Here is a 24,134-nt window from a genome sequence, read left to right as displayed (position 1 = left end):
TTTCATCGCTGCCTGTACCGCAAGGCCTCCACGACGAGTGCAAATGCGGACGAGGGCTGGCGCCGGCTCGGATAGTAGAGGTGGTAGCCGGGGAAGTCGTTGCACCAGTCGTCGAGCACGCGCACGAGCCTGCCTTCGGCGAGGTGGTGCCGCACCGTGTCTTCCAGGATGAACGCCAGCCCGGCGCCCGCCAGTGCGGACTGCAGGACCTGCGGAAAGCCGTTCAGGATCAGCGGCCCCTCGACCCGCACGTTCAGCGCGCGTCCATCCTTGCTGAAATCCCACGGAAGCAATCCGCCATGCGTCGGCAGGCGCACGTTGATGCAGTCGTGGCTCGTCAGGTCCTGCGGCTTCTCGGGACGTGCGTGTACGTCGAAATAGGACGGCGCCGCGACGACCGCCATCCGTACGTCGGGGCCGATGCGCACGGCGATCATGTCCTTCGCCAGGTGCTCGCCGAGGCGCACGCCTGCGTCGAAGCGCTGCTCGACGATGTCGATCATCCGATAGTCGGTATTGATTTCGAGCTGGATGTCGGGATAGCGGGCCAGTAGCGGCAACAGCTTCGGCAGCAGGATCGAACTGGCTGCGTGGTCCGAGGCCGTGATGCGGACCGGGCCGGCCGGCTTGTCGCGCAACTCGCCCAGCGCGGCGAGATCGTCTTCGATCCCGTCCAGCCTTGGTCCAATGGCACCCAGCAGGCGCTCGCCGGCATCGGTCGGCGCCACCTTTCGGGTCGTACGCATCAGGAGGCGTATGCCCAGTCGTTCTTCCAGCCCCCGGATCGTCTGGCTCAAGGCCGACTGCGATATGCCGAGCCGGGCCGCCGCTTTCGTAAAACTGCCTTCGCGCGCAACGAGCACGAAAGCGCTCAGGTCATTGAGGTTCTCTTTCATGATTCATTAGCTCCGCTAATCAAGGCATGCGGATTGTACCGGCTTATCAAGTAATGGCGGCGCCGGTACAGTGTTCGTATTGACTTACAGGGAGCAAACGATGGAACAGCGTGAACTCGGAAAAAGTGGATTGCGTGTCTCTGCGATCGGCCTCGGCTGCATGGGACTTAGCTATGGATATGGGCCGGCGGCCGAGCGCGGCGCGGCCACCGAACTGATCCGCACGGCGGTCGAACGCGGCGTGACCTTGTTCGATACCGCCGAGGCCTATGGTCCGAACGAGGCGCTGGTCGGCGAGGCGCTGGCGCCGTTCCGTGACCGGGTCGTGATCGCCACGAAGTTCGGTTTCCGCGACGGCGACCCTCGTGCCGGCCTGGACAGCCGGCCGGAGCGCATCCGCGCGGTGGCCGAACAATCGCTCAAGCACCTCGGGACCGATAGCATCGACCTGTTTTATCAGCATCGACCCGATCCGAACGTGCCGATCGAAGACGTGGCCGGCACGGTGCGGGACTTGGTTCGCGAGGGCAAGGTCAAGCATTTTGGCCTGTCGGAAGCCGGGACGGCGACGATCCGACGTGCACATGCTGTACAGCCCGTGGCGGCCCTGCAAAGCGAATATTCGATGTGGTGGCGCGAACCGGAAGCGGAGATCCTGCCGCTGCTGGAAGAGCTGGGCATCGGCTTCGTCCCGTTCAGCCCGCTCGGCAAGGGCTTCCTGACCGGCGCGATTCAAGCGTCTACCCAGTTTGACCCGACCGACTTCCGCAACACCGTGCCGCGCTTTGCGGAGGAAGCGCGCGCAGCGAATCAGGTCCTGGTCGACCTTCTCGGCCGTATCGCTGGCGACAAGGGCGCGACGCCCGCCCAGATCGCGCTGGCATGGCTGCTGGCGCAAAAGCCTTGGATCGTGCCGATTCCCGGCACCACGAAACTGCACCGGCTCGACGAGAACCTCGGCGCCGCGTCGCTCCAACTGGTGCCCGACGAACTGCGCGACCTGACGGAGGCGCTGTCCAGCATCTCCGTGCAGGGTGCGCGCTACTCGGCCGATCGACAGAAGCTTGTCGGCAAGTGAAGGTGCGGCAAATTTAATGAATATGGAGAAGAGCATGAAACAACGACAACTCGGCGACAATCTGGAAGTCTCGGCAATCGGTCTGGGATGCATGGGCCTGAGCTTCGGCCTCGGCCCGGCCACCGACAAAGGCGAGGCGATCAAGGTGATCCGCAGCGCCGTCGAGCGCGGCGTGACGCTGTTCGATACGGCCGAGGGCTATGGCCCGTTCGTCAACGAAGAACTGGTCGGTGAGGCGCTGCAGCCGGTGCGTGACCGAGTCTTGATTGCCACGAAGTTCGGTTTCAAGATCGACGACGACAAGCAGATTGTTGGCCTGGACAGCCGCCCCGGACACATCCGCGACGTGGTCGAGGCCTCGCTCAAGCGCCTGCGTACGGATCGCATCGATTTGCTTTACCAGCACCGCGTCGACCCGAACGTGCCGATCGAGGACGTGGCCGGCACCGTCAAGGACCTGATCCGCGAGGGCAAGGTCAAGCATTTCGGCCTGTCCGAGGCCGGCATCGAGAACATCCGCCGCGCGCATGCGGTGCAGCCGATCGCCGCCATCCAGAACCATTATTCGCTGTGGCAGCGCGAAGCAGAGCATGGCGCGCTGGCCCTGTGCGAAGAACTCGGTATCGGCTTCGTCGCCTGGGGGCCATTGGGGCAGGGGTTCCTGACCGGGGCAATCACGCGCGACATGAAGTTCGATGATCCAAGTGACCTGCGCTCGACCTTCCCGCGCTTCACCAAGGAAGCATTGGAAGCGAATTTCGCCGTAGTGGACTTCTTGAAAGATCTGGCCGCGCGTAAAAATGCGACTCCCGCGCGGATCGCGTTGGCTTGGCTGCTCGCGCAAAAGCCGTTCATTGTGCCGATCCCTGGTGGCACGCAGATTGCGCACCTGGATGACAACCTGCCAGCAGCGGAGCTGCAACTGAGCGACAGCGACTTGCGCGACATCGACAAGGCGTTCGCCACCATCGATATCAAGGGCGCGCCGCTGTCGGAAGCGCTCGACGCCGCAATCGTGCGCTGATCGTAGCCGTCTCCAGCGGATGCGTGGCTTCTGGCGCCTGATCGACCAACGAAGGAATCAACGATGCAATATGTAACGCTTAACAATGGCTTGCCGATGCCCATCCTGGGGTTCGGCGTTTTCCAGATTCCCGACTCATGGGAGTGCGAACGCACCGTGATCGATGCCATCGAGTCGGGCTACCGCCTGATCGATACAGCGGCCTCGTACATGAACGAGGCCGCGGTTGGGCAGGGCGTGCGGAACAGCGGCGTGGCGCGGAGCGAGCTGTTCATCACGAGCAAGCTCTGGGTTCAGGATGCGGGCTACGACCGCACGAAGGTCGCGATCGACCGGTCGCTGCAACGCCTGCGCATGGACTATCTCGACCTGTTTCTCATCCACCAGCCTTTCGGCGACGTGCATGGGTCATGGCGCGCCATGGAAGAGGCCCATCGGGCGGGCAAGCTGCGGGCCATCGGCGTCAGCAATTTTCACCCGGACCGCCTGATGGACATCATCGCGTTCAACGAGATCGTGCCCGCCGTGAATCAGGTGGAAATCAATCCCTTTCACCAGCAACCCGAGGCGGCGGCTTTCATGCAGGCGCAGGGCGTCCAGGCCGAGGCATGGGCGCCGTTTGCGGAAGGGCGGAACAACCTGTTCGGGAATGGCGTGCTGACGGCAATCGCTGCGCGGCATGGCAAGACGGTGGGGCAGGTCGTCCTGCGGTGGCTCGTCCAGCGCAATATCGTTGCCCTGGCCAAGACGGTACGTCGCGAGCGGATGGCCGAGAACCTGGCCATCTTCGACTTTGCGCTGAGCGATGAGGATATGCACGCCATCGCAGGGCTGGAAAACGGCACCAGCAGTTTTTTCTCCCACCGCGATCCGGACATCGTGAAGTGGATGAGCGAGCGTCAATTGAATATTGATTGAGGAGAAGGCAATGCAAGAAGTCATCGTCGTGATCGGACCGGGATCGATCGGCCAGGCTATTGCCCGGCGTATCAGCCTGGGCAAGCTCGTGCTGCTCGCCGACGTGCGCGCAGAGCATGCCGATGCCGCCGCCAAGACCTTGAGCGAAGCGGGCTTCGACGTGAAGACGGCGAAGGTCGACGTGTCGTCCCGCGAGTCGGTCCATGCGCTGGCCGAGCTGGCCGCCTCGCTCGGCCCCGTCATGGGCGTGGTCCATGCGGCCGGCGTTTCGCCGACGCAGGCGGCGCCGGAAACGATCCTGAAGGTCGACCTGTACGGCACCGCCGTCGTGCTGGAAGAATTCGGCAACGTGATCGCGCCGGGCGGCTCGGCGGTCGTGATCGCGTCGCAATCGGGGCATCGTCTGCCCGCGCTCACCGAGGCGCAGAACAAGGCGCTCGCCCTGACGCCGGCGGAAGGCCTGCTGGCCCTGCCCATGCTGCAGCCGGACCAGGTCACGGACCCGCTGCACGCCTATCAGGTGTCCAAGCGCGGCAATGCGCTGCGGGTGATGGCCGAGGCCGTCCGCTGGGGCAAGCGTGGCGCACGCGTGAATACCATCAGCCCCGGGATCATTTTTACGCCGCTGGCGAAGGATGAGTTCGCCGGTCCGCGTGGCTCGGGTTACCGGCGCATGATCGAGCTGTCGGCGGCAGGGCGCGTCGGCACCCCCGACGAGGTGGCGAATGTCGCAGCTCTGCTGATGGGGCCGGAAGGGGGATTCATCAGCGGCAGCGACTTCCTGATGGATGGTGGCGTGACCGCCGCGTACTGGTACGGCGAGCTCGCGCCCAAGCCAATGCAGGTCATTTGACGTCACGGCAAAACCCAAGCTTTTCTATTCGCGCCTATCGCCGGCGCATGCACTGCTGGATGACTCTTCAAGGCCCTTCCCCGTCTTTGTTATGCAGCGCACAGTCGGGACCGACAAAAAGTTATATTTTTTTTATTGAGACACCGCATTCTGACGGTGTCGCACCGACATCGCGCATCGGCGCGACGCGAAAGGACCGCCTATCGGTCGAACTTTTGAACGGATGCACGGTCAAGAAGATCGGTCTACTCCGCGTTGGTCAAAATCTTACAAGAGGAATTCATCATGGATAATCAGAAGTCGAGCGAAGCAAAAGGCAGCACCACGGGGTCGGGCAACCTGGGCAAGGACAGCACGAGCAACCTGCCGAACGCCAGCGGCGCGGGCAACCTGGGGAGCACGGCCGGTTCGGGCAGCCTGAACAAGAGCAGCTTGGACAACCAGGGCAAGGACCAGCACAGCTCGACCGGCAGCAGCACCGGCGGCGCCACCGCTTCCAGTACGGGCGCCGTGGGCGGCACCAGCAATGCCGGCTCGGCGTCGTCGTCGTCGGGCATGGGCTCGATGGGCTCGATGAGCGCATCCGGCTCCACCGCCTCCGGCACCAACAGCAGCATCGGCACCAGCAACAGCAGTTCGCTGGGTTCGGGCAGCCAGAACAGCCAGAGCGCCGGCGCCGCCACCGGTTCGGGCGTGGGCGGCGATTCGAAGGACATGGGCGCCCAGGTGAATGCGCGCGCCCAAGGCCTGCACCAGTCGATCGACAAGGCCGCCGACGCCGCCCGTCCGATGGTCGACAAGGCTGCCGATGCGGCCCGTCCGGTGGTCGACCGCCTGGCCACCACCGCCCATGCCGGCGTGGACAAGCTGCAGGGCATGCTGAGCGGCGCCACCGTCAACCTGGGTCAGCGCCAGCAACAGCTGACCGACGCCTACGGCCAGTGGCGCGAAGCCAGCTTCGAGTACGTGCGCCAGAAACCGGGCACCGCCATCGCCATCGCCGCCGCCGCCGGCTTCGTGCTGGCCAAGCTGCTGGGCGGCCGCAACCGCGATTATTGAACGGTATTCCGTTCACACATCGAAGCCGGCTTCGCGCCGGCTTTTTCTTTTTTCAAAGCCGAGGACGCCGCCGCGCCGCGAGCGCAAGCAGGCCGCATCCCAGCATCATCCACGCTCCCGGTTCCGGGACGGGCGACAGCGGCGTGATCGTCAGCGTCGTCCCCGCGCCGAAGAAGTAATAATCGTCCACCGGGTAATCGTGACCGTAACTCGACGTGGCCGCGTACTTCAGGCCGCTCACGAACTCTTCCGTGTGGTACTCGAGCTGGGTCGCGTACACGTCGCGCCAGCTTGCGGCAATGTCGAGGGCGTCGCTGCCGCCGGTGCCGGGGCGGAAGGAAAACGCGTCGAGCTGGCAATCGTGATCGACGGAACCGCCGCCGCACCTCGCGAAGTCGCCGGACCACAGCCGCATGTTCATCCACAGCGAGTCGAGCTCGGATTCATCGATGACGCCGTCGCCGTTGACGTCGTCGCCGGCGATCCTGCCCGTGACGGCGATGTCCGTACGCAGGACGGCGGGGTCGTGGAAGTCGTAGAAGCCGCGGTATTCGAACTGCCAGGCGGACGGTGCGGCGTGGACGGCGGTGCACAGCAGCAGGGCACCGCCCAGGAGGCATGGACGTGTCATTGGATTCCTTGCAAGCGATGAATGGCCGGGCCGGCGATCCGGCGGCCTCGTGCGAAGGATAGGCCGGGGCCGTCCGCCGCGTCGCCAGCTTGCCGCTTTGCAGTGCAAGGCGGCAAATGGTCTATGTCACGACGCCCTGCCTCCTCGAACCATGAACGATCAGAGCAGCTGGATGCCGAAGCGTTTCAGCAGGAGGGCGAACAGGAGTATGCTGCCCAGCGTGATCGCGACGCCGGCGGCGAGCGCCGGCCAGAAGCCGAAGCGGTCGAGCAGCCAGGGAAACACGGCGAACATGGGCAGCGTGGGCAGCACGTACCACAGCGTGTACCAGGCGTGGTTGGCGATTTTTTCCTGCGGCTGGCGCTCGACGTGCAGCCAGATCAGCGTCAGCACGGTGACGAGCGGCAGGGATGCGATCAGGCCGCCGAGGCGGTCGGAGCGCGCGGCGGCTTCCGACACGAGGACGACGACGGCGGCGGTGATCAGGTATTTGATGACGATCCAGGACATGGCGGACGGGGAGGTGAAACTCCGCCAGTGTAGCAAAGCACGCTCCAGCGCGCCTGTTCCATACCTGCGGCTTTTACATGAGATCGGTTACAAATCCTTACCACTGAAACGTCGCATCGATATTTGTGCTCATCCGTTCAAGGTTAAATGACGATCAACGAGGAGTGCTGACCATGACCTACCGCGCATCGCTTGTCCTGCTGACCCTTGCATTGATGGCGTCCGGCGCCGCATCGGCGGCCGCGCCCGCGCCGGATGCGCAGGCGCAGGCCTTGCATGTGCTGAACCGGCTCGCGTTCGGGCCGCGTCCCGGCGACGTCGAGCGCGTGGCGAACATGGGTGTGCAGCGCTGGATAGCCGAGCAGCTGCATCCGGAGGCGATCCCGCTGCCGCCCGACCTGAATGCGCGCCTGGGCGCACTCGACACGGTCAATCGCAGCACGGGCGAGTCGCTGGGCGAATTCCTGGCGCTGCGGCGCGACGTGCGCATGGACGACGACGGCGCGAAGCAGCGCCGCCGCCAGGTGGAGATGCGCGTGTCGCGCCAGGCTGCCGAGGCCCGGCTGCTGCGCGCCGTCGAGAGCCCGCGCCAGCTGGAAGAAGTCATGGTCGACTTCTGGTACAACCATTTCAACGTCTTCGCCGGCAAGGGGATCGACCGCGCGCTGGTGACGAGTTACGAGCGCGACGCGATCCGACCGTACGCGCTGGGTTCCTTCCGCGCGCTGCTGGGCGCGACGGCGAAGCATCCGGCGATGCTGTTCTACCTCGATAACGTCGTGTCGTCGGCGCCGCGTCCGGATGCGAAGGGCAAAGGGGGCGCAAAGGCAAAGCGCGGCCTGAACGAGAACTACGCGCGCGAGCTGATGGAGCTGCACACGCTGGGCGCGGACGGCGGCTACACGCAGCGCGACGTGACGGAACTGGCGCGCATGCTGACCGGCTGGACGTTCGACCAGAAGCGCCTGGCGCGCACGGACGAGACGTTCCGCTTCGACGCCGGGCGCCACGACCGCGATCGTAAAACCTGGCTCGGGCACGAGATCGTGCCCGCCGGCCACCAGGAAGGCGAATACGCGCTGGACGTGCTGGCCATGCACCCGGCCACGGCCCATCACGTGAGCCGCGAGCTGGCCCAGTACTTCGTCAGCGACGATCCGCCGCCGGCCCTCGTCGACCGCATGGCGGCCACGTGGCTGGCGTCGCAGGGCGACATCCGCGCCGTGCTGGCGACGCTGTTCGCGAGCCGCGAATTCATGGCCGCCGACACCGTCGGCGCCAAGTTCAAGACGCCGTACCAGTTCGTGGTCTCGGCGGTCAGGGCCAGCGGCGCGCCGGTCGTGAACGTGATGCCGCTCGTGAGCACGATGAACCAGTTGGGCATGCCGCTGTACGGCTGCCAGACGCCGGACGGGTACAAGAACACGCAGGACGCGTGGCTCAACCCGGACGCGCTGTCGCGGCGCATCGCCTTCGCCACCGCGCTCGCCTCCGGCCGGCTGCCCCTGGCCGCGCTGCCGGCCGCCCCCCGTCCCGTCGCGACGATGGCGCCGAACATGGCCGGCGGCGACGCCATGCCGGTGCCGGCGCCGGCGCCGGCCGCGCCGGCCGGTCCGAAGCCGGCGCCGCTCGATCCCGCGCGCCTGCAGGCGACGCTGGCCGGATCGATTTCGCCACGCACGCAGGCCATCGTCCAGCGCAATCCGGACAACCTGCGCGCGGCCATGCTGCTCGGCAGCCCCGATTTCATGCAGCGCTGATTCCGTCCGGGAGAACGACATGCAACGCAGGCACTTCCTCAATACGCTGGCGCTGGGCGCCGGCATCCTGCTGCCCGTGGGGCGCAGCGCCTGGGCCATCAGCGCGCCGGCCGCCAACCCGACCGGCAAAAAACTCGTCGTCGTGATGCTGCGCGGCGCCGTCGACGGCCTGAACGTCGTCGCCCCCGTCGGCGACGAGAACTATCTGCGCCTGCGGCCGACGATCGGCCTGGCGGCGCCGGGCATGGACGGCGGGGCGCTCGCCCTGGACGGCTACTTCGGCCTGCATCCCGCGCTGGCCAGCCTGCAGCCGTTGTGGCGCGCGAACCGGCTGGCGTTCGTGCATGCCAGCGGTTCGCCGGACGCGACGCGTTCCCACTTCGACGCGCAGGACTACATGGAATCCGCGACGCCCGGCCGCAAGAGCACGCCGGACGGCTGGATGAACCGCCTCGTGGGCGCGCTGCCCGGCCCGCAGTCGCCCAGCCGGCTGCTGGGCATCGGCCCGGTGCTGCCGCGCATCCTGTCCGGCCGCGCGGCCGCCGTGAACCTGCCGAACGTCGCGGGTGCGGCGCGCGCCGACCTGCTCGACCGGCCGGCCGCGAAGGCCGCGTTCGACGAACTGTATGCGAACCACCCGCGCTTCGGGCGCGCGTACGCGGACGGACGCGCGGCGCACCGCGAAGTCATGGGCGCGCTGGAGCAGGGCGACATGAGCCGCGACATGCAGGCCGCCGACCGCGGCGCGCCGCTGCCGAACGGTTTTCCCGACGATGCCGCGCGCCTGGCGGGCCTGATGCGCAACGACCCGAACATCCAGCTGGCGTTCGTCGCGCTGGGCGGCTGGGACACGCACGCGAACCAGGGCGCGGCCAGCGGCCAGCTGGCCAATCGTTTGGCACCGTTGGGGCAGGGCCTGGCCGTGCTGGCCGAGCGGCTCGGTCCGCTGTTTGACGACACGATCGTCGTCGTGATGTCGGAATTCGGCCGCACGGCGCATGAGAACGGCAACGGCGGCACGGATCATGGTCACGGCAATGTGATGTGGGTCATGGGCGGAAAAGTGCGTGGAGGTAAGGTTTACGGCGACTGGGAAGGCGTCAGCGACGCGAAACTGAACGAGGGCCGCGATTTGCCCGTCACGACCGATTTTCGTTCGGTGTTAGCGCAGATTTCTGAAGAACATTTAATGTTAGACGATAAACGTCTCGAACAGGTCTTTCCCGCAATGCCGCAAAAACGTGCTGGATTTCGTATCGTCGGTGCATAGAGCCCTGCTCTAGAGGTAGCCCTCTACATATAGTAGTTCTACCGTATTGCGGTGCACAAAATATAGGGCTATAGTAGGAACTGTCTCCTCCAGTTTTTCTCCGAAACTCTGGATTCAGCCCGCACCGACAAGGATGCGGGCTTTTTTTTATCTGTACTTGTCCGACGCTAACATTTCTGGCCGCATGCGGTGTCCGGGGACAGCGCATACCTTCGGTGAAATAGGGGGATGAGGTGGCGGCGGCCATCGTGGCCGCGCGGAGGAGATTCAGGCGCCGGTCGTCTCGGCGTCGTCGCCCTGGAAGGCGCCGGCGCGCCAGGTCAGCACCAGCGTGTCGCGGTGGCCGTTGTCGCCTGCGGGCTGGATCGGCGTCGATTCGTGGATCACGGCGGCGTCGTCCAGCAGCAGCAGCGTCCACGGTTCCGTCATCGTGAAGCGCTGGCCGCGGGGACCGTGGGCCTCGAACACGCGCGTTTCGCCGCCCTTGATGTGTTCGCGGCCGATCAGGATGACGGCGACGAAGTCGACGCCGTCGCGGTGCGCGCCTTCCGGCGTGGGACGGCCGATGCCGTTGGCCGTGTCGATGCGGAATTGGTGCGCTTCGACGTACCAGGTCTGCGGGCCTTTCACTTGCGAGCACACGGCGCCCAGCGCGCGCAGCAGGCGGTTCCAGGCCGGTTGCCTGACGGTGGCCGGTTCGATGGGCACGAACAGCCGGTGCATGCCGCCGTGCAGGGCGTTGTACTCGACCGGCTGCCAGTGCGCGCGGTGCGGGCTTTGCGTGAGGCCGTCGCCGCTGTCGACGAAGCAGGAGTGCCGGCGGCGCCGATAGCGGCCGCCGTCCTTGAGGTAGTTATCCTGTTCCAGGCGTTCCCAGCTTGGCGCCAGTGCCATCAACTCGTCGAGCGTGCAGCCGGTCAGCTTCGCCACGTCGGCCGGGCGCAGCAGGGCATAGCCGTCGCCGCGCAGGGCGTCGGCGATGCGGGCCGGATCGGTGTAGGGTGGTTGCGGTGTTGTCATCCCGTTAGCCTAGCACTTTTTCCGGGCCGTCGTGCCGCCGCCGGGCATTACCAGTTCTTGACGAGCGTGAGCCGGAACGAGCGCGGCTCGATCGGGTGAAAGTGCACGTCCGCGCGCGGCGCCGCCTCTCCCCGCAGCTGCGACGCGTAGTAGTAATCGATCGCCGACGCGCGCCGGTTCGTCAGGTTGAAGCCTTCCAGTTCCACGCGCACGGTGCGGTTGACGCGGTAGCCGAGGCGGCCGTTCAAGGTCGTGCTGGCGCGCGAACGCACGCTGTCGTCCGCGACGAGCGGCCGCGGGCCGAACCAGCGCAGCCGCAGCGCGCCGTCCCATGCGCCCATCCGGGTCACCGTCAGCGCGAGCTGGCTGACGCCTTCGATCGCTTCCGGGATGCGGTCCTGCCCGGGCGCGGCGCCGCGCGAGCGCGCGTGCGCGTAGGCGGCGTCGAAGTCGACGGACAACCATTTATACGGTTTATAGTAATTCGAGAATTCGATGCCGATGCGGCGGCTGGGCGGGCCGGCTTCGGTCGTGCCCGCGTCGCCGACATAGGTCAGCTCGGAATCGAAGTCCAGGCGGTACAGGGATACCGCCGTCTGCATTTTTGGGATCGCCTCGGTGCGCAGGCCCAGTTCCATGCCGCGCGAGCGCACGAGCCCCGGCGTCGTGCCGAGCGCTTCCAGCGTTTTCGGGTCGACCGTCGTGACGGTGCCGCGCGCGTCGTTGCTGTGGAAGCCCGCGCCATAGTTCACGTAGACCTCGGTCTGGCGCCATGGCCCGAACACGAGGTTGGCCGACGGGCTGGCCAGCGCATCGCGCGTCGTGCCCGAATTCGCCGCGAGGCTGCTGCGCACGCGGAACCGGTAAGCGTCGGCGCGCACGCCCACCGTCGTGCGGAACCAGCCGTTCCAGCGCGTGGCGTTCTCGATGAAGGCGCCGGCACTCGTCTCGGCGACGTGGTCCGCGCGCGTGACGGACAGCAGGCGGCGCGCCCTGGTTTCATACAGGCCGTTGAAGATATTGTCGTTCTGCGCGTCGACGCCGGCGGTGATGTCGGACGTCGCCGTCTCGCCGCGGTGCACGTGCCAGCTGTGCGTCGCATTGAAGCCGCTCGTGACGCGCCGGTCCGGCTGGGCGAACTGGTCGCCATTGACCGGGTCGTTCATGAAGTAGGTGAAGTCGGACCAAAGGTCGAGCCGGTTGCGGATGATGTAGCCGCTGACCTTCGACGCCGCGTCCTGGCCCGTGCGGCGCCACACGCCCGAGAGGCTGAGGCGCTGCGCGGCGCCGCCGTCGGTCGGGTCGACGGCATCGAAGCGGTCGAGCAGGCCGGCCGCCACGGTCCGCCGCGGAATCTGGTCCGTCGCATTCCAGCGGCCGTGATACGCCATCGCCGTCACGCTCCAGCCGTTGTTCGCATAGCCGCGGCTGTAGCGCAGCACGCCGTTCAGTTTCCGGTAATCGTCCGGATGCTTGTAGGGACCGTCGTTGTGCACGGCTTCCAGCGCATACGTCAGCACGCCGCCGCCGGTCTCGCGCGACGCGGCCAGCGCCGTGCGCGCATAGCCGTCCTGGCCGGCGCTCACGGTGGCGACGTTGCGCGCGAGCCGGTTGGCGTAGGTGATGGCCGCGCTGCCGGCCGAAGCGAAATCGCCTTCGCGCGCCGAGTAGGGCCCCTTCTTGTAGTCGAGGCGCGCGGTCAGCTCGGGAATCAGGAAGTTCAGATCGGTCCAGCCCTGGCCGTGTGCGTGGCTGCGCTGGTTGACGGGCATGTCGTCGAGCCAGGTGGCCAGGTCGGTGCCGTGGTCCAGGTTGAAGCCGCGCAGGAAGAACTGGTTGGCCTTGCCTTCGCCGCTGTGCTGGCTGACGATCAGGCCCGGCGCCGCCTCCAGCAATTCGCCGGGCCGGTAGACGGTGCGCATCGCCAGCTCCTTCTGGTTGACGGTGCCGGCGCTGGCGGAGTCCGCGATGCCGAGCTGGCTCGCGCGCGCGCCCTCGACGAGCACGCGCTGGATCACCGGATCGTCGGCCCACGCGCTGGCGTGCAGGCACAGCGCGGCGAGCAGCGGCGGGATGGTGCGCATCATTGGACAGCGAGTTCCGCGCGGCCGCCGGTAAAACCGAACGTGCGCAGGCTGCCGTGTGCCGTCAGGTTCACGGTGTTCTGCTGGTCGGGCAGGAAGTCGCTCAGCACGGCGTCGTGGATGGTCGCGACGGTGACGACGGGCGTGCGCACCGCTTCCTGGAACACGACGACGCTGTCCGTGTCGACCGTCACGCCCACCCAGGCGAGGGGCAGGCGGCGGCCGTCCTTGTCGGCCAGCCAGAACTGTTTGTCGACGTACTTGCGCAGCACGGCCTGGTCGTCCGGATCGGACAGGTCGAACGGGCGCTGGTACAGTTCCGTCAACAACGCTTCGACGTCGTGCACCATGTAAGTGTGCACGACCTCCGTACTGCCGGTCCGCGCGTTGTAGCTGATGTCGGTGAGGCCGGCGTGGAAGCGGTGCGCGGAGGCGCCGACGCACACGAAGGCGCACAGCAGGGCCAGGAAGCGGCGCACGTTCATCTCGGTGTCGATATCTATTCGGATTTCGGGGTAACGGCTTTCTCGGCCCCGGCCTTCTCGTCCCCGGTCTTCAGCTTTTCGTTGAAGTCCTTCATCAGGTCCGGCTGGTCGTGCTGGGTCTTGAACAGCTCCAGGCGCGACGGGGTCGCCTTGCGCGGCCAGCTGTTGTTGCCGGTATCCGTGTCCGCCGTTTCCCAGTACGGGTCCTGCGTCAGCGCGACCATGGGCTCGTCCGTGATGATCAGCTTCGTGATCTTCTTCGGCGTGTAGCGCCACACCTCGGCCGGGATGCGTTCGACGTATTTCTTGCCGCTCGCAAGCGTGATCTCCAGCACGAGCGGCGTCACGAGGCCGCCGAGGTTGCTGAAGTCGACGAGGTACAGGTGCTTGCCTTCCTTCAGCAGGTTCTTTTCCCAGTCGTCCAGGCCTTCGAGCGCTTCGTTGTACTTGTTGCGGTCGTGGTTCGTGACCGTGTACTCGTCATGCTCGTTATAGAAATCCTTCAGTTCCGGATGCGCGTCGACGCGGCGCGGCAAAGTGCCCTTGTTGCGCTGGTCCGTGATCGAGATCGGCGCGGCGTCGTGCTGCGCCTTCTTCCACGCCTTTTCGATCGCCGGGTCTTTCGTTCCGACCGTGTATTCGCTGATGCCGTCCACGCTCACGTCCACGTGGTCGGTCGTGTAGAACCAGCCGCGCCAGAACCAGTCGAGGTCCGTGCCGGACGCGTCTTCCATCGTGCGGAAGAAATCGGCCGGCGTGGGGCGCTTGAATTTCCAGCGCTGGGCGTATTCGCGGAAGGCGAAGTCGAACAGTTCGCGGCCCAGCACCGTCTCGCGCAGGACGATCAGCGCGGCCGTCGGTTTCGCATAGGCGTTGTAGCCGAGGGCGGCGATGGATTCCGAGTTCGTCATGATCGGCACCTGGTTGGTGCTCTTCATGTAGTCGCCGATGACGCGCGGTTCGCCGCGCGACTGCGGGTAGTGCTCTTCCCAGGCTTGCTCCGCCAGGTATTGCAGGAAGCTGTTCAGGCCCTCGTCCATCCACGTCCACTGGCGCTCGTCGGAGTTGACGATCATCGGGAAGTAGTTGTGGCCCACCTCGTGGATCACGACGCTGATCAGGCCATACTTGATGCGGCTGGAGTACGTGAGCTCGCCCGTCTTCTTGTCCCTGGTCGGACGCGGCCCGTTAAAGCAGATCATCGGGTATTCCATGCCGCCCACCGGGCCGTTCACGGAAATCGCGACCGGGTACGGATAGTCGAACGAATACTTGTTGTACTCGGCGATCGTATGGATCACGGCGGCCGTCGAGTATTTTTCCCACAGCGGGTTGCCTTCCTTCGGGTAGAACGACTGCGCCAGCACATTGGTCGCGTCCTTCTTGAAGCCCTGCGCGTCCCAGATGAACTTGCGGCTCGACGCCCACGCGAAATCGCGCACGTTCTTCGCGCGGAAATGCCACGTCTTCGTGCCGCTTGCACGCGTCTTTTCCTTCGCTTCCGCTTCCGCCTGGGTGACGATGACGACCGGTTTGGTCGCGGTGCGCGCCTGCTCCAGGCGCTGGCGCTGGGCGGACGTGAGCACGTCGCCCGGGTTCTGCAGCTCGCCGGTGCCGGCCACGATGTGGTCGGCCGGGACGGTCAGCTGCACGTCGTAGTCGCCGAATTCCAGCGTGAATTCGCCCGTGCCGAGGAATTGCTTGTGCTGCCAGCCCGTCACGTCGTAGTACGCGGCCATGCGCGGGAACCACTGGGCGATCTCGAACAGGTCGTTCGTGTCCTCGTCGAATTTTTCGTAGCCGGAGCGGCCGCCGAGCACTTTCTGCTCGTTGATGTTGTAGCTCCAGTCGATCGAGAACGCCAGCTTCGCGCCGGCCTTGAGCGGCTGCGGCAGGTCGATGCGCATCATCGTGCGGTTGATGACGACGTGCAGCGGATGGCCGCTCGCATCCTTCACGCCGGCGATCCTGAAGCCGCCGTCGAACGTGCGTTTTTCCAGCACCGAGCGCAGGGCGTCGAATTTATAGCCGTCTTCCGGCCCGCGCGCCTTGGCCCAGGCGTCGCGCGACGGCACGGTCGCCGTCATGCGCGCGTCGGAGTCGCGCTTGTAGATGTTCTGGTCGAGCTGGACCCACAGGTACGACAGGGTGTCGGGTGAATTGTTGTGATACGTGATCGTCTCGGTGCCGCTGATGGCGCGCTTGCCTTCGTCCAGCGTGGCGCGGATCGCATAGTCGGCGCGTTGCTGCCAGTAGGCGTGTCCCGGGGCGCCGGAAGCGGTGCGGATGGAGGTGGGCGTCGGCAGCAATTCGTCGAGCTGGCGGAATTTGTCGTCGAAAGGTTCCGCCGCGATTGCCGACATGGTGAGGCATAGGGCCGCCAGTCCGATCGGGAAACGTATCATATTTACCCTGCATTCATGGTTGAAAGAAGGAAAATATTCTAGTCTTGCCTTTCAGCCATTAGCCCGTTTGATTTGTAACAAGCCTGTTACAAACGGCTGGGCGTGGTGCATTCGACACGGTCGGACACGCGGACACATCAGCGGACACGCAACGGACACGAACGCGGACACCGTTCAGCCGTCGCGCCGCGCCGCCAGCCCGCGCAGGCCGACCGTGACGAGCACGATCAGCATGCCCAGCAACACGAGCACGGTGTCGATCCGCAGGCGCGCCTGGAGGGCCAGCGCGTAGCTGGACGTCATCGCGAGGATGGCCAGGTTCTCGTTGAAGTTCTGCACGGCGATCGACTGGCCGGCGCTCATCAGGCGGTGGCCGCGGTGCTGCAGGATCGCGTTCATCGGCACGACGAACAGGCCGGCCAGGACGCCGATCGCCAGCAGCAGCGGCAGCGCCGCCCGCACCGAATGCACCCAGACCATGGCGCACAAGCCGGCGCCCATCACGGCGCCGAGCGGCATGACGGCCAGCGAGCGCACGAGCGGCACGGCCTTGCCGGCGATGGCCGCGCCCAGCGCGACCCCGAGCGCGAATACGCCCTGCAGTGCGGCGGCGCGGTCGAGCGTGAGGCCGAGGACGTTCTGCGCCCACGTCAGAAGCAGCACCTGCAGGACCATGCCGCTGCCCCAGAACAGCGACGTCACGCCGAGCGAGATGCGGCCTTCGCGGTCGCGCCACAGCGAGCGGTTGCAGCGATAGAAATCGGCCAGCAGGGCGGGAAGCAGCGCGGGCAGCGTGCGGCGCACGCCGGGCGGGCGCGCGCCGGCGTGCATCACGGGCAGGTTCAGGAGCGTCGCGAGCAGGTAGGTCATGACGATCACGGCCACCGCCATGCCGACCGGCGTGGCCTGCCACGGCAAGGTGAGGGAGGCGCGCAGCTGCAGCAGCCAGGCGATCGCGTGCGGATTGGCGGAGATGACGCCGCCCAGCACCGTGCCGAGGATCATGGCCAGCACGGTCGTCCCCTCGATCCAGCCGTTCGCCGCCACGAGCCGGCGCGGCGGCAGCACCTCGGCCAGGATGCCGTACTTGGCCGGCGAATAGGCGGACGCGCCGAGGCCCACGATGCCGTAGGCGAGCAGGGGATTGGCCTTGGCCAGGATCAGCGCACAGCCGGCCATTTTGACCGTGTTCGTGAGCAGCATCACGCGGCCCTTGGGAAAGCGGTCGGCGAAGGCGCCGGCGAACGGCGCCAGCACGATGTACGACAGGACGAAGCCCATCTTGAGGAGCGGCGTCATCCACTGCGGAAAAGAGAGTGTGGCGATCAGCGACACGCACAGGATGAACAGGGCGCTGTCCGCCAGCGACGAAAAGAACTGGGCGCCGACGATTGCGAAGAAAGCGGCATTCATGGGGCCATTCTTATATCACAGCCATGGCGGGCGCCGGTTTCGCTTGGCTTAAAGGTTGTGACTGCAATAATTGGTTAGATTTACATATGGACAATAGTTTTATACTTATGGAATTAAAGTTGGGGCGGCGACATCATCGTTGACCAAGGGGAAAAGATGGATGCGTACACACTTACCGTGGCTGCCGCGCTCGCCGCGCTGACCATGGCGGCCAGCATGGGGCTGCTCTACCTGGCCAGTGCGCGCCAGACCTGCCTCGTCGACTGGACGCTCGCCGCCGTCCTCTTCGCGTTCAGCAATATGATGGGCGCAATCGGCCTGCACCTGGCGGCGAGCCCCATCGTCGTCGGCGCCTGCGTCAACGCGTTCTACATCGGCGGCCACTTCGGCATGCTGGCCGGCATCCGGCGCCACCTGCACCTTGCGCCGCGCTGGGGATGGGGCGCGGCCTTCGTGTCGGGCGTGCTGGCGGTACACGCGCTGCCCGTCATGCAGGGCGCGCCGCTGGCCCGGCTGCTGGCGTTCACGCCCATCGTCTGCGCGATCGACCTGGCCGCCGCCCGGCTGCTGTGGCGCCGGGGCGAAGACGAGGTGCGCGCATCGTACCTGCCGCTGATCATGTTGCAGCTGTTGGCCGCGCTGCAGCAGGTCGTGCGGCTGGCCGTCATGGCCGCGGCCGCGAGCGACCCGTCGAACCCGATGTACGGCCAGTACGTCCGCACGTCGGGCGCGCTGGCGACGCTGCTGTACGTGTCGCTGGCGACGATGTGCTGCGCGCTGATCGTGACCCATCAGCAGACGCTGGCGCTGCGCCGCGCATCGCTGACGGACGTGCTGACCGGCTGGCTGAACCGGCGCGCCCTGCACGACATCGCCACGCGCGAATTCCGCCGCTGCCGGCGCACCGGCTCGGCCATGTTCTTCATCACGTTCGACATCGACCACTTCAAGCCCATCAACGACCGCCACGGCCACGGCGTGGGCGACACGGCGATCCGCCATGTGACGGCGCTGTCGGCGCGCGTGCTGCGCGGCTACGACGCCCTGTTCCGCATCGGCGGCGAGGAATTCGCGGTGCTGGTCGCCGGCGAAAACCTCGGTGCGGTGTGCGGCATCGCCGAACGCCTGCGCGAGGCGGTGGCCGCGGCCACGCTGGCCGTCGACGGCCAGGAGGTCACGATGACCATCAGCGTGGGCGTGGCCGCGCTGGACGGGCAGGATCACAAGTGGGAAGACATCCTGCGCCGCGCGGACGAGGCGCTGTACCACGCCAAGCAGCACGGCCGCAACCGCGTCAGCGTGCATGGCCGCGACCTCGCGGGCCGCGGCCAGGTGGTGCGGCTGCAGGCGGTGGTCGCCTGAGCCGCGGCGCCGCTCATTTCATCCAGACGGCGTAGTTGTTGCCGGAGGTCTGCAGCGTCCAGCCGGCGCCCGGGCTCCAGCTGTTCGGGCCGATCTTCATCGCCAGCTGGTGCGTCGTGCCGGTGACGATGGCCGCGTACAGGCCCTGCGTGGCCTGCTGGATGGCGACCGCCGACGTCGACGTCACGCCCGCATTCTTGCGGGCCGCCATCAGCGCCGCGATCTGCGTCTTGAGATTCCAGTTGTAGATGTGCGGGTAGAAGACGGTCGGGATGCCCGGATGGGTCAGGATGTAGGCGTAGCCTTCCAGCACCGAGCCGCACGGCACCGGCCACAGGTTCTGGCCCGTGCCGCAGCTCTCGGCCGGGCCGGTGTCGTGGTTGTCGACGAAGGTCACCGACATCGCCGGCCACCAGCCGATGGCGCCCTGCGGCTTGCCGTCGGCCGCCTTCAGGCGCCAGTAATTGCCGTTGGCGAGGGCATCGTTGAGGATGCCCTTGGTCGTGAAGTCGAACGCGCCGCAGCTGTTGCCGGTGCCGTTAATCCAGTTCATGATGGCCTGGCGGTTGGCGTCCAGGTTGTTCAGGTCGAACGAGTCGGGCCACATCTCGCCGACGCAGAAATCGGGCGCGAACGCGTTCGCGTACTGGCCGACGTAGCTGGCGGAAAAGCCTTTCACGTAGTCGAAGCGCAGGCCCGAGAAGCCCACCGGCTTCAGCGTGTAGTTCAGCCAGTTGATGATGCCGTTCTGGACTTCGCCCACATTCGTGTGCGCCAGATCGCGCCCGCCGGAAAAGCCCTGGCCCGTATCGGCCGCGCCCAGGCCGCAGTTGCACTCGTCGTTATTGACGATGGAATAGGTGGTCCAGTTCGGATTCGTGAAATCGGACCAGCCCGTGGTGCCCACGCGGTGGTTGACGACGACGTCGACGATCGATTTGACGCCCTTGTTCTTGAATGCGGAGACGACGTTCGTCAGTTCGGCCGCGCTGCCGTAACTGGAATCGAGCTTGTTCAGCTGGCGCGGCAGATAGCCTTGCTTGGCGGCGGAATCCGACGGCGGCGGGAACCACACGTGGGTGAATCCCATGCTGCTTAAGTCGCCGACATTGTTCAGCAGCGTGTTGTACCAGTCCGGGCCGGCATAATTGGCCGAGTTCCAGTGAAAACCCTGCAGGACGATGGCCGTGCTGCCGCCGGCCTGCTGGGTGGGGGTGGCCGCCTGGGTGGCGGCGGCCATGGACGTCATCATGCCTGCCGCGAGCAGGGCGACGATGGTGCTCTTCTTCATGCTTCTCCTCCGATGTGATACGGGTAAGGTCCCGGCCGGCAACGGAGGTCGTGCAAAAGTCCGCGGCTCAGCTAGGTACTTTTACTACGTACCGGGCGGTCATTCTGGTGTTTTTTGCGCCCGACGGGGAGGATTGTTAGCCACACGTATTTTCATGTCAATGCAATTCGCATATTGCGTGTAGTTTTAATACTTGTGGCTTGTGCGAGCTCAATTGCCTTGGCGCCGATCGAGCACGCCGTGGATGAAGTCCTCGAGCGTCGTCGGGCCGCGCACGGGCGTGTCCGGCCAGCGGTCCTGCTCGTCCAGCACGGTGCCCGTCATGCAGGCGTAGGAGCGCGCCGCTTCGGTGGAAAACCCGAGCTGCCGGAACGTCTGCTCCCACGCGTGGCGGGGGATGACCTCGACGTCGACCGGCCTGTCGAGCGCGTGCGCGAACGCGTCGGCGACGTCGCGCGGCGTGTACCGCCGCGGCCCCTCGATGTAGCGGATGTCGGCCTGGTCGGCCGGTTCCATCAGCCGGCGGGCGGCGGCTTCGCCCAGGTCATCCGGCGCGACCATCGGGATGGCGACGTCGGTCGGAAAGAAACTCGGCAGCTTGCCGCGGTGGCGCACGGTATCGAGCATGTCGGCCCAGTTGCTCATGTAGTAGGCACCGCGGTTGACGGCGACGGGAACCGCCTGCGCCCGCAGCTTCTCTTCGAATTCGAACAGCACGGTCAGGTCGCCGCACGGCTCGCCGGGACGCGCGCCGAACGTCGAGACCGCAACGGCCTTGCGCAATCCCGAGCCCGTGACCGCGTCGACGATGGCCGCGGCATTCGCGCGCTCGACGGCATCCGTGTCGGTGAACGGGGCGGCGGGCGGATTCAGCAGCAACGCGGTCGTGCCCGTGCGCAAGATCGCGCGCAGCGCCGGCACGTCGCGCACGTCGGCCACGGCGATCTTCGCCCCGGCGTTCCTGAGGTCGGCCGCGTGGCCGGCGTTGCGCGTGACGACCGTGACGGGCTCGCCCCGGCGCAACAGCGCGCGCGCCGTGGCCGAGCCGACGTGGCCGGTACCTCCGATGATGATGTGCATGATGTTCTCCTTTCGTGTTCGGTGCGGAACGCCGCCAAGGTGGTGCCGGCTTCGCCCTTTCGAAAGGGGAGATCGATGGCGCCGCCGCGTTCCGGTGGAATGACGAGGCGACAATCTTAACGTGGACTCCTGACAGTTCTTGTCAGGAGTGGTTGCTTGCCATTGACGGGTAGCGCCGTGCTTACCGTCAATCGGCGGGCCGTGGCCGGCCGTATGAAAACAAGTCAGGAGGACCGGCGCTTTTTTTTCCTGCAATCGGATGCATCGTTCGCGGTGGATGTGTCGCCAGCAACTTCCGGCGCGCTGTCCCTGGCGGGAGATACGTCGATCGTGGCCCGCATGTCCTTGTGCACGTCATCGAGGAGAGCCAGCTGATCGTGCAATATCTTGATTGCGTTGGCTAATCGGCGGTCCATGTCGTTTTTCGGGATTTGCACGTGAGGGCCGACCGGTCCTGTTCCCGTATCCGTGGGTATGTCGCGTTTGTCATTTGTCCGCGTTCGCGCGACCGGCACGAATGCCACCTCCAGGCCGAAGAACTGACCAATGCGATTCAACGTGGCCACGGTGGGATTGCCTTGGCCTAACTCGAGCGCCTTGATGACACGTGCACTGACATCGCGATGACGCGCGAATTCTTCCTGCGTCATCCCGGCGATCGCGCGCATTTCGCGTACACCCTCGGTGAGCGATAATTCGGCCGCGGCGGCCGATTCCAGAAGACGGTTGCGGCGTTCACGGGCCTGCGCCTTGTCCATTGGTTTCCGTTTGCTCATGACGCTCTCAATGTCAGAAGTTGGGTGCGTTGTGCCGCAATGCCGGGTGTAACGAAGCCGACGATGTCCTCGTCGACGCCGACGTCGCGCATACAGTCCGGCAGGGATGCGAGCTTTCCAGCGAACCCCACCAGTGACTCGACCAGTTGGCGACGTTCCGATGCCGATAAATCCAGATACGGCAGGACGTCTTCCCAGCGTTGTAATTCCTTGCCCGTGCCGGGGTGATACCAGCGCGCCGCACGGGTAATGCCTTCCGGGTCGAGGTACATCGGGGCGAAATCGAACAGCGGCGTGAGGCGGGTGACGCCATCGACGGTCTGGACGGCGGTGTTGCGAGCATGATTGTCTGTATTTCTCATCGCCAGATTGAGCACGTCGCGCTGGATGAACTCGATCGTCTCCTCGATCGGATCATCGACGACGCGACGTATCGCCGCCAACAACCTGAACTGATCGGCCTGGATGCCGAATCCGCCCAGGCCGGCGATCGACGCGGCGCTCTCCTGGTGGAAACGCAGTACCTGTCCGTCCATGGCGTGGCGGTCGAATCGCGGAATGAACAGCATCTCGCCGTGCAGCACGGGCAGGTCGAAGGTACGGATGCCCAAGCGGTGTGCGACCGCCATGTAGCGTGCTTCATTCCGCAACACTTTTCGATCGGCCTCGGAAGGTCCACGCGGGCGTTTGACGATGTAGTGGCGTCTCGCCCGGACGTCGGAAAGCGCTGCGTCCGGATACCATTTTCCGTCATGCGCTTCCGTCAACAGATATTTGGGCGCGACGCCCTGGATGCCGGTGCCGCCGGCAGCCAGCATGCCGTGCACCATCATCGCCTCGTGAAACTCGGGCGCGCGCGCGAGCAGTTCGTCGAATTCGAAACCATCTGCAGCGAGTCCATGGCGCTCTCGGTGCTGCTCGAAGTAATCGACGGCTTCGCGGACCCGCAGCCGTCCGATCGGATTGAAGGCACCGGAACACAGCAAGGGCAAATCGGATGCCTGCGCGTCGGGCAGCTGCAATCGGTCGAGCAGAAATCGGCGGCCATTGCCTTGCGGGACCAGGTCGTACAAAAACGCAGGCCAGGCTTGCAGTGCGTGCCAGTCGGCGTCTACCGGAAACGCCAGCGAGATCGGCGGTGGCGCATCGCCGAACGCATAATGCAGGTCGTATTCGAACACGCAGTCGCTCGCGCGGAAGCCGTTGCGCACCACATCGGAAAAGCTGGCCTGCGCCGCTTCTACCCATTGGCCTTCGTGAAAAATCTCGATGTGACAGTCCATGTTCGGCTTTCACGCAAGGACAAGCTTGCCGGTTGCGCTAAAAGTGCATTAAAAGGTACTGATAAAGTATAGCAAAACTGACGAATCAGTCGAACCCCCGCACCGGCAAACTCGCATCCCGCTGGATCCAGTTGCGCGGCGAATACGCGGTCCGCGCATCCGTCGCGTGCAAGGTGAACGCATGCCGCGACACGCTCGAGCGGTTCGGCGCGCTGTAGTGCGGCAGCAGGCCGTGGAAGCAGACGAGGTCACCGGCCTTCCTCGAGCGGCACCGCCGTGCTGTCGTCCGGCCACGGCGTGCCGTCCAGCTTTTCCATCGTGATGGCGGCGCCGTCGCGCAGGAAGCGTTCGCGCAGCGGGCCGCGGTGGCCGCCCGGTTCCACCCACAGGCAGCCGTTTTCGATCGTCGCGTCTTCCAGCGCGAACCAGAAGGTCGTCACGCTGATTGGCGTGGAGTCAAAAAACGTCGCGTCCTGGTGCCAGCGCACTTCGCCGCCGATGCCCGGCTGCTTGAAGATGTACATCGATTGCCATACCTGCGGCTGTTCCAGGCCGAGGTCGCGCGCGACGGCCGCCAGCGTCGCGTCGTGCGTGAAGGCGTCGAATACGGGGTCGAGGTCGTGCATCGCGTGGCCGATCTTGTTGATCGACAGCGCCTTGGCCTGTTTCAGCCGGCCGTCCGGGCCGAAGGCTTCCTCTTCGAAGAAGCAGCGGATCGTGTTGTCGGAGCCGAGGAACCAGGCGTCGCTGGCGCTGGCCTGGTCGCGCGTCGTGAAGACGGCGCGCGATTCGGCAGGGTCGAACGCGTCGACGATCTCGCCGGCGCGTGCGCGCAGGCGCGCGATCTCGTCGCGGCTCTTGAAATTCGGGATGACGATGTAGCCGTCGTGCTGGTACTGCTCGCGTTGTGCGGTAGTGAGCATGGCATGGTCCGGT

General features: G+C 65.8%; 22 protein-coding genes. 8 read left to right on the top strand and 14 right to left on the bottom strand.

The window, feature by feature from the left end:
- Positions 1–2: 2 nt before the first annotated feature.
- Positions 3–896, bottom strand: a complete 894-nt coding sequence (locus U9J41_RS14795) for a LysR family transcriptional regulator (RefSeq protein WP_322402960.1) — start codon at positions 894–896, stop codon at positions 3–5.
- 100 nt (positions 897–996) lie between these two features.
- Here U9J41_RS14795 and U9J41_RS14790 point away from each other — a divergent pair, with 100 nt between their 5' ends.
- The 5 genes from U9J41_RS14790 to U9J41_RS14770 all read left to right on the top strand — a co-directional run bounded on the left by U9J41_RS14790 (position 997) and on the right by U9J41_RS14770 (position 5,828).
- A complete protein-coding gene (locus U9J41_RS14790) occupies positions 997–1,974 on the top strand; it encodes an aldo/keto reductase (protein WP_322402959.1) in 978 nt (325 codons plus the stop codon).
- Positions 1,975–2,008: 34 nt separating this feature from the next.
- Positions 2,009–2,998: an aldo/keto reductase gene (locus tag U9J41_RS14785; RefSeq protein WP_322402958.1), complete on the top strand. Its 990-nt coding sequence runs from the start codon at positions 2,009–2,011 to the stop codon at positions 2,996–2,998.
- A 63-nt stretch (positions 2,999–3,061) separates the two neighbouring features.
- Complete coding sequence (locus U9J41_RS14780) at positions 3,062–3,916, top strand: aldo/keto reductase (protein WP_322402957.1); 855 nt, start codon at positions 3,062–3,064, stop codon at positions 3,914–3,916.
- Positions 3,917–3,926: 10 nt separating this feature from the next.
- Positions 3,927–4,769 carry an SDR family oxidoreductase gene (locus U9J41_RS14775; protein ID WP_322402956.1) on the top strand — a complete coding sequence of 281 codons (843 nt, stop codon included), beginning with the start codon at positions 3,927–3,929 and terminating at the stop codon, positions 4,767–4,769.
- 285 nt (positions 4,770–5,054) lie between these two features.
- The gene (locus U9J41_RS14770; RefSeq protein WP_322402955.1) at positions 5,055–5,828 is read left to right on the top strand and encodes a hypothetical protein; all 774 of its coding nucleotides are present in this window, start codon (positions 5,055–5,057) and stop codon (positions 5,826–5,828) included.
- A gap of 52 nt (positions 5,829–5,880) precedes the next feature.
- On the opposite strand, the gene U9J41_RS14765 is transcribed toward U9J41_RS14770, so the two are convergent.
- Together U9J41_RS14765 and U9J41_RS14760 are read right to left on the bottom strand one after the other, a co-directional pair.
- A complete protein-coding gene (locus U9J41_RS14765; RefSeq protein ID WP_322402954.1) occupies positions 5,881–6,459 on the bottom strand; it encodes a PEP-CTERM sorting domain-containing protein in 579 nt (192 codons plus the stop codon).
- A 159-nt stretch (positions 6,460–6,618) separates the two neighbouring features.
- Positions 6,619–6,969 (bottom strand): DUF3147 family protein, encoded by a 351-nt coding sequence (locus tag U9J41_RS14760; protein ID WP_322402953.1) that lies wholly within the window; start codon positions 6,967–6,969, stop codon positions 6,619–6,621.
- Between the two features lie 173 nt (positions 6,970–7,142).
- On the opposite strand from U9J41_RS14760, the gene U9J41_RS14755 reads away from it, so the two are divergent.
- Together U9J41_RS14755 and U9J41_RS14750 are read left to right on the top strand one after the other, a co-directional pair.
- Complete coding sequence (locus U9J41_RS14755) at positions 7,143–8,729, top strand: DUF1800 domain-containing protein (RefSeq protein WP_322402952.1); 1,587 nt, start codon at positions 7,143–7,145, stop codon at positions 8,727–8,729.
- Positions 8,730–8,748: 19 nt separating this feature from the next.
- The gene (locus U9J41_RS14750) at positions 8,749–9,999 is read left to right on the top strand and encodes a DUF1501 domain-containing protein (RefSeq protein ID WP_322402951.1); all 1,251 of its coding nucleotides are present in this window, start codon (positions 8,749–8,751) and stop codon (positions 9,997–9,999) included.
- Between the two features lie 267 nt (positions 10,000–10,266).
- Here U9J41_RS14750 and U9J41_RS14745 read toward each other — a convergent pair whose 3' ends face one another.
- The 5 genes from U9J41_RS14745 to lplT all read right to left on the bottom strand — a co-directional run bounded on the left by U9J41_RS14745 (position 10,267) and on the right by lplT (position 17,406).
- Positions 10,267–11,019, bottom strand: coding sequence for a 2OG-Fe dioxygenase family protein (locus tag U9J41_RS14745; protein ID WP_322402950.1), 753 nt, complete (start codon positions 11,017–11,019; stop codon positions 10,267–10,269).
- Between the two features lie 47 nt (positions 11,020–11,066).
- Positions 11,067–13,106: a TonB-dependent receptor gene (locus U9J41_RS14740; RefSeq protein ID WP_322402949.1), complete on the bottom strand. Its 2,040-nt coding sequence runs from the start codon at positions 13,104–13,106 to the stop codon at positions 11,067–11,069.
- The gene (locus U9J41_RS14735) at positions 13,103–13,588 is read right to left on the bottom strand and encodes a DUF6702 family protein (RefSeq protein WP_322402948.1); all 486 of its coding nucleotides are present in this window, start codon (positions 13,586–13,588) and stop codon (positions 13,103–13,105) included. Before U9J41_RS14735 ends, U9J41_RS14740 begins: the two co-directional genes overlap by 4 nt.
- 14 nt (positions 13,589–13,602) lie before the next feature.
- Positions 13,603–15,951 (bottom strand): M1 family metallopeptidase, encoded by a 2,349-nt coding sequence (locus U9J41_RS14730; RefSeq protein WP_322402947.1) that lies wholly within the window; start codon positions 15,949–15,951, stop codon positions 13,603–13,605.
- Positions 15,952–16,167: 216 nt separating this feature from the next.
- Positions 16,168–17,406 carry a lysophospholipid transporter LplT gene (gene lplT, locus U9J41_RS14725; RefSeq protein ID WP_322402946.1) on the bottom strand — a complete coding sequence of 413 codons (1,239 nt, stop codon included), beginning with the start codon at positions 17,404–17,406 and terminating at the stop codon, positions 16,168–16,170.
- Positions 17,407–17,562: 156 nt separating this feature from the next.
- On the opposite strand from lplT, the gene U9J41_RS14720 reads away from it, so the two are divergent.
- Positions 17,563–18,768, top strand: coding sequence for a GGDEF domain-containing protein (locus U9J41_RS14720; protein WP_322402945.1), 1,206 nt, complete (start codon positions 17,563–17,565; stop codon positions 18,766–18,768).
- 13 nt (positions 18,769–18,781) lie between these two features.
- Here the strand turns inward: U9J41_RS14720 and U9J41_RS14715 are convergent, their stop codons facing one another.
- The 6 genes from U9J41_RS14715 to U9J41_RS14690 form a co-directional block, all read right to left on the bottom strand.
- Positions 18,782–20,059, bottom strand: coding sequence for a glucan 1,4-alpha-maltotetraohydrolase domain-containing protein (locus tag U9J41_RS14715; RefSeq protein ID WP_322402944.1), 1,278 nt, complete (start codon positions 20,057–20,059; stop codon positions 18,782–18,784).
- Between the two features lie 210 nt (positions 20,060–20,269).
- Positions 20,270–21,139: an NmrA family NAD(P)-binding protein gene (locus tag U9J41_RS14710; RefSeq protein WP_322402943.1), complete on the bottom strand. Its 870-nt coding sequence runs from the start codon at positions 21,137–21,139 to the stop codon at positions 20,270–20,272.
- Positions 21,140–21,363: 224 nt separating this feature from the next.
- Positions 21,364–21,915, bottom strand: a complete 552-nt coding sequence (locus tag U9J41_RS14705) for a helix-turn-helix transcriptional regulator (protein WP_322402942.1) — start codon at positions 21,913–21,915, stop codon at positions 21,364–21,366.
- A complete protein-coding gene (locus U9J41_RS14700) occupies positions 21,912–23,198 on the bottom strand; it encodes a type II toxin-antitoxin system HipA family toxin (RefSeq protein ID WP_322402941.1) in 1,287 nt (428 codons plus the stop codon). The genes U9J41_RS14705 and U9J41_RS14700 overlap by 4 nt, the downstream gene beginning before the upstream one ends.
- Before the next feature lie 85 nt (positions 23,199–23,283).
- On the bottom strand, positions 23,284–23,424 hold the full coding sequence (locus U9J41_RS14695) for a hypothetical protein (RefSeq protein ID WP_322403038.1): 141 nt from the start codon (positions 23,422–23,424) through the stop codon (positions 23,284–23,286).
- 22 nt (positions 23,425–23,446) lie between these two features.
- Entirely contained in the window at positions 23,447–24,121 is a 675-nt protein-coding gene (locus U9J41_RS14690) for a phytanoyl-CoA dioxygenase family protein (RefSeq protein WP_322402940.1), read from the bottom strand.
- Between the last annotated feature and the right edge of the window lie 13 nt (positions 24,122–24,134).

Source organism: Massilia luteola, from assembly GCF_034420155.1.
Classification (GTDB): domain Bacteria; phylum Pseudomonadota; class Gammaproteobacteria; order Burkholderiales; family Burkholderiaceae_D; genus Telluria; species Telluria luteola.
This window is presented reverse-complemented; position numbering and strand designations above follow the sequence as displayed.

Bases quoted from the DNA above. Each gene is read 5' to 3' on its own strand.
- U9J41_RS14795 (WP_322402960.1), bottom strand. From the start codon at position 896: ATGAAAGAGAACCTCAATGACCTGAGCGCTTTCGTGCTCGTTGCGCGC.
- U9J41_RS14790 (WP_322402959.1), top strand. From the start codon at position 997: ATGGAACAGCGTGAACTCGGAAAAAGTGGATTGCGTGTCTCTGCGATC.
- U9J41_RS14785 (WP_322402958.1), top strand. From the start codon at position 2,009: ATGAAACAACGACAACTCGGCGACAATCTGGAAGTCTCGGCAATCGGT.
- U9J41_RS14780 (WP_322402957.1), top strand. From the start codon at position 3,062: ATGCAATATGTAACGCTTAACAATGGCTTGCCGATGCCCATCCTGGGG.
- U9J41_RS14775 (WP_322402956.1), top strand. From the start codon at position 3,927: ATGCAAGAAGTCATCGTCGTGATCGGACCGGGATCGATCGGCCAGGCT.
- U9J41_RS14770 (WP_322402955.1), top strand. From the start codon at position 5,055: ATGGATAATCAGAAGTCGAGCGAAGCAAAAGGCAGCACCACGGGGTCG.
- U9J41_RS14765 (WP_322402954.1), bottom strand. From the start codon at position 6,459: ATGACACGTCCATGCCTCCTGGGCGGTGCCCTGCTGCTGTGCACCGCC.
- U9J41_RS14760 (WP_322402953.1), bottom strand. From the start codon at position 6,969: ATGTCCTGGATCGTCATCAAATACCTGATCACCGCCGCCGTCGTCGTC.
- U9J41_RS14755 (WP_322402952.1), top strand. From the start codon at position 7,143: ATGACCTACCGCGCATCGCTTGTCCTGCTGACCCTTGCATTGATGGCG.
- U9J41_RS14750 (WP_322402951.1), top strand. From the start codon at position 8,749: ATGCAACGCAGGCACTTCCTCAATACGCTGGCGCTGGGCGCCGGCATC.
- U9J41_RS14745 (WP_322402950.1), bottom strand. From the start codon at position 11,019: ATGACAACACCGCAACCACCCTACACCGATCCGGCCCGCATCGCCGAC.
- U9J41_RS14740 (WP_322402949.1), bottom strand. From the start codon at position 13,106: ATGATGCGCACCATCCCGCCGCTGCTCGCCGCGCTGTGCCTGCACGCC.
- U9J41_RS14735 (WP_322402948.1), bottom strand. From the start codon at position 13,588: ATGAACGTGCGCCGCTTCCTGGCCCTGCTGTGCGCCTTCGTGTGCGTC.
- U9J41_RS14730 (WP_322402947.1), bottom strand. From the start codon at position 15,951: ATGTCGGCAATCGCGGCGGAACCTTTCGACGACAAATTCCGCCAGCTC.
- lplT (WP_322402946.1), bottom strand. From the start codon at position 17,406: ATGAATGCCGCTTTCTTCGCAATCGTCGGCGCCCAGTTCTTTTCGTCG.
- U9J41_RS14720 (WP_322402945.1), top strand. From the start codon at position 17,563: ATGGATGCGTACACACTTACCGTGGCTGCCGCGCTCGCCGCGCTGACC.
- U9J41_RS14715 (WP_322402944.1), bottom strand. From the start codon at position 20,059: ATGAAGAAGAGCACCATCGTCGCCCTGCTCGCGGCAGGCATGATGACG.
- U9J41_RS14710 (WP_322402943.1), bottom strand. From the start codon at position 21,139: ATGCACATCATCATCGGAGGTACCGGCCACGTCGGCTCGGCCACGGCG.
- U9J41_RS14705 (WP_322402942.1), bottom strand. From the start codon at position 21,915: ATGAGCAAACGGAAACCAATGGACAAGGCGCAGGCCCGTGAACGCCGC.
- U9J41_RS14700 (WP_322402941.1), bottom strand. From the start codon at position 23,198: ATGGACTGTCACATCGAGATTTTTCACGAAGGCCAATGGGTAGAAGCG.
- U9J41_RS14690 (WP_322402940.1), bottom strand. From the start codon at position 24,121: ATGCTCACTACCGCACAACGCGAGCAGTACCAGCACGACGGCTACATC.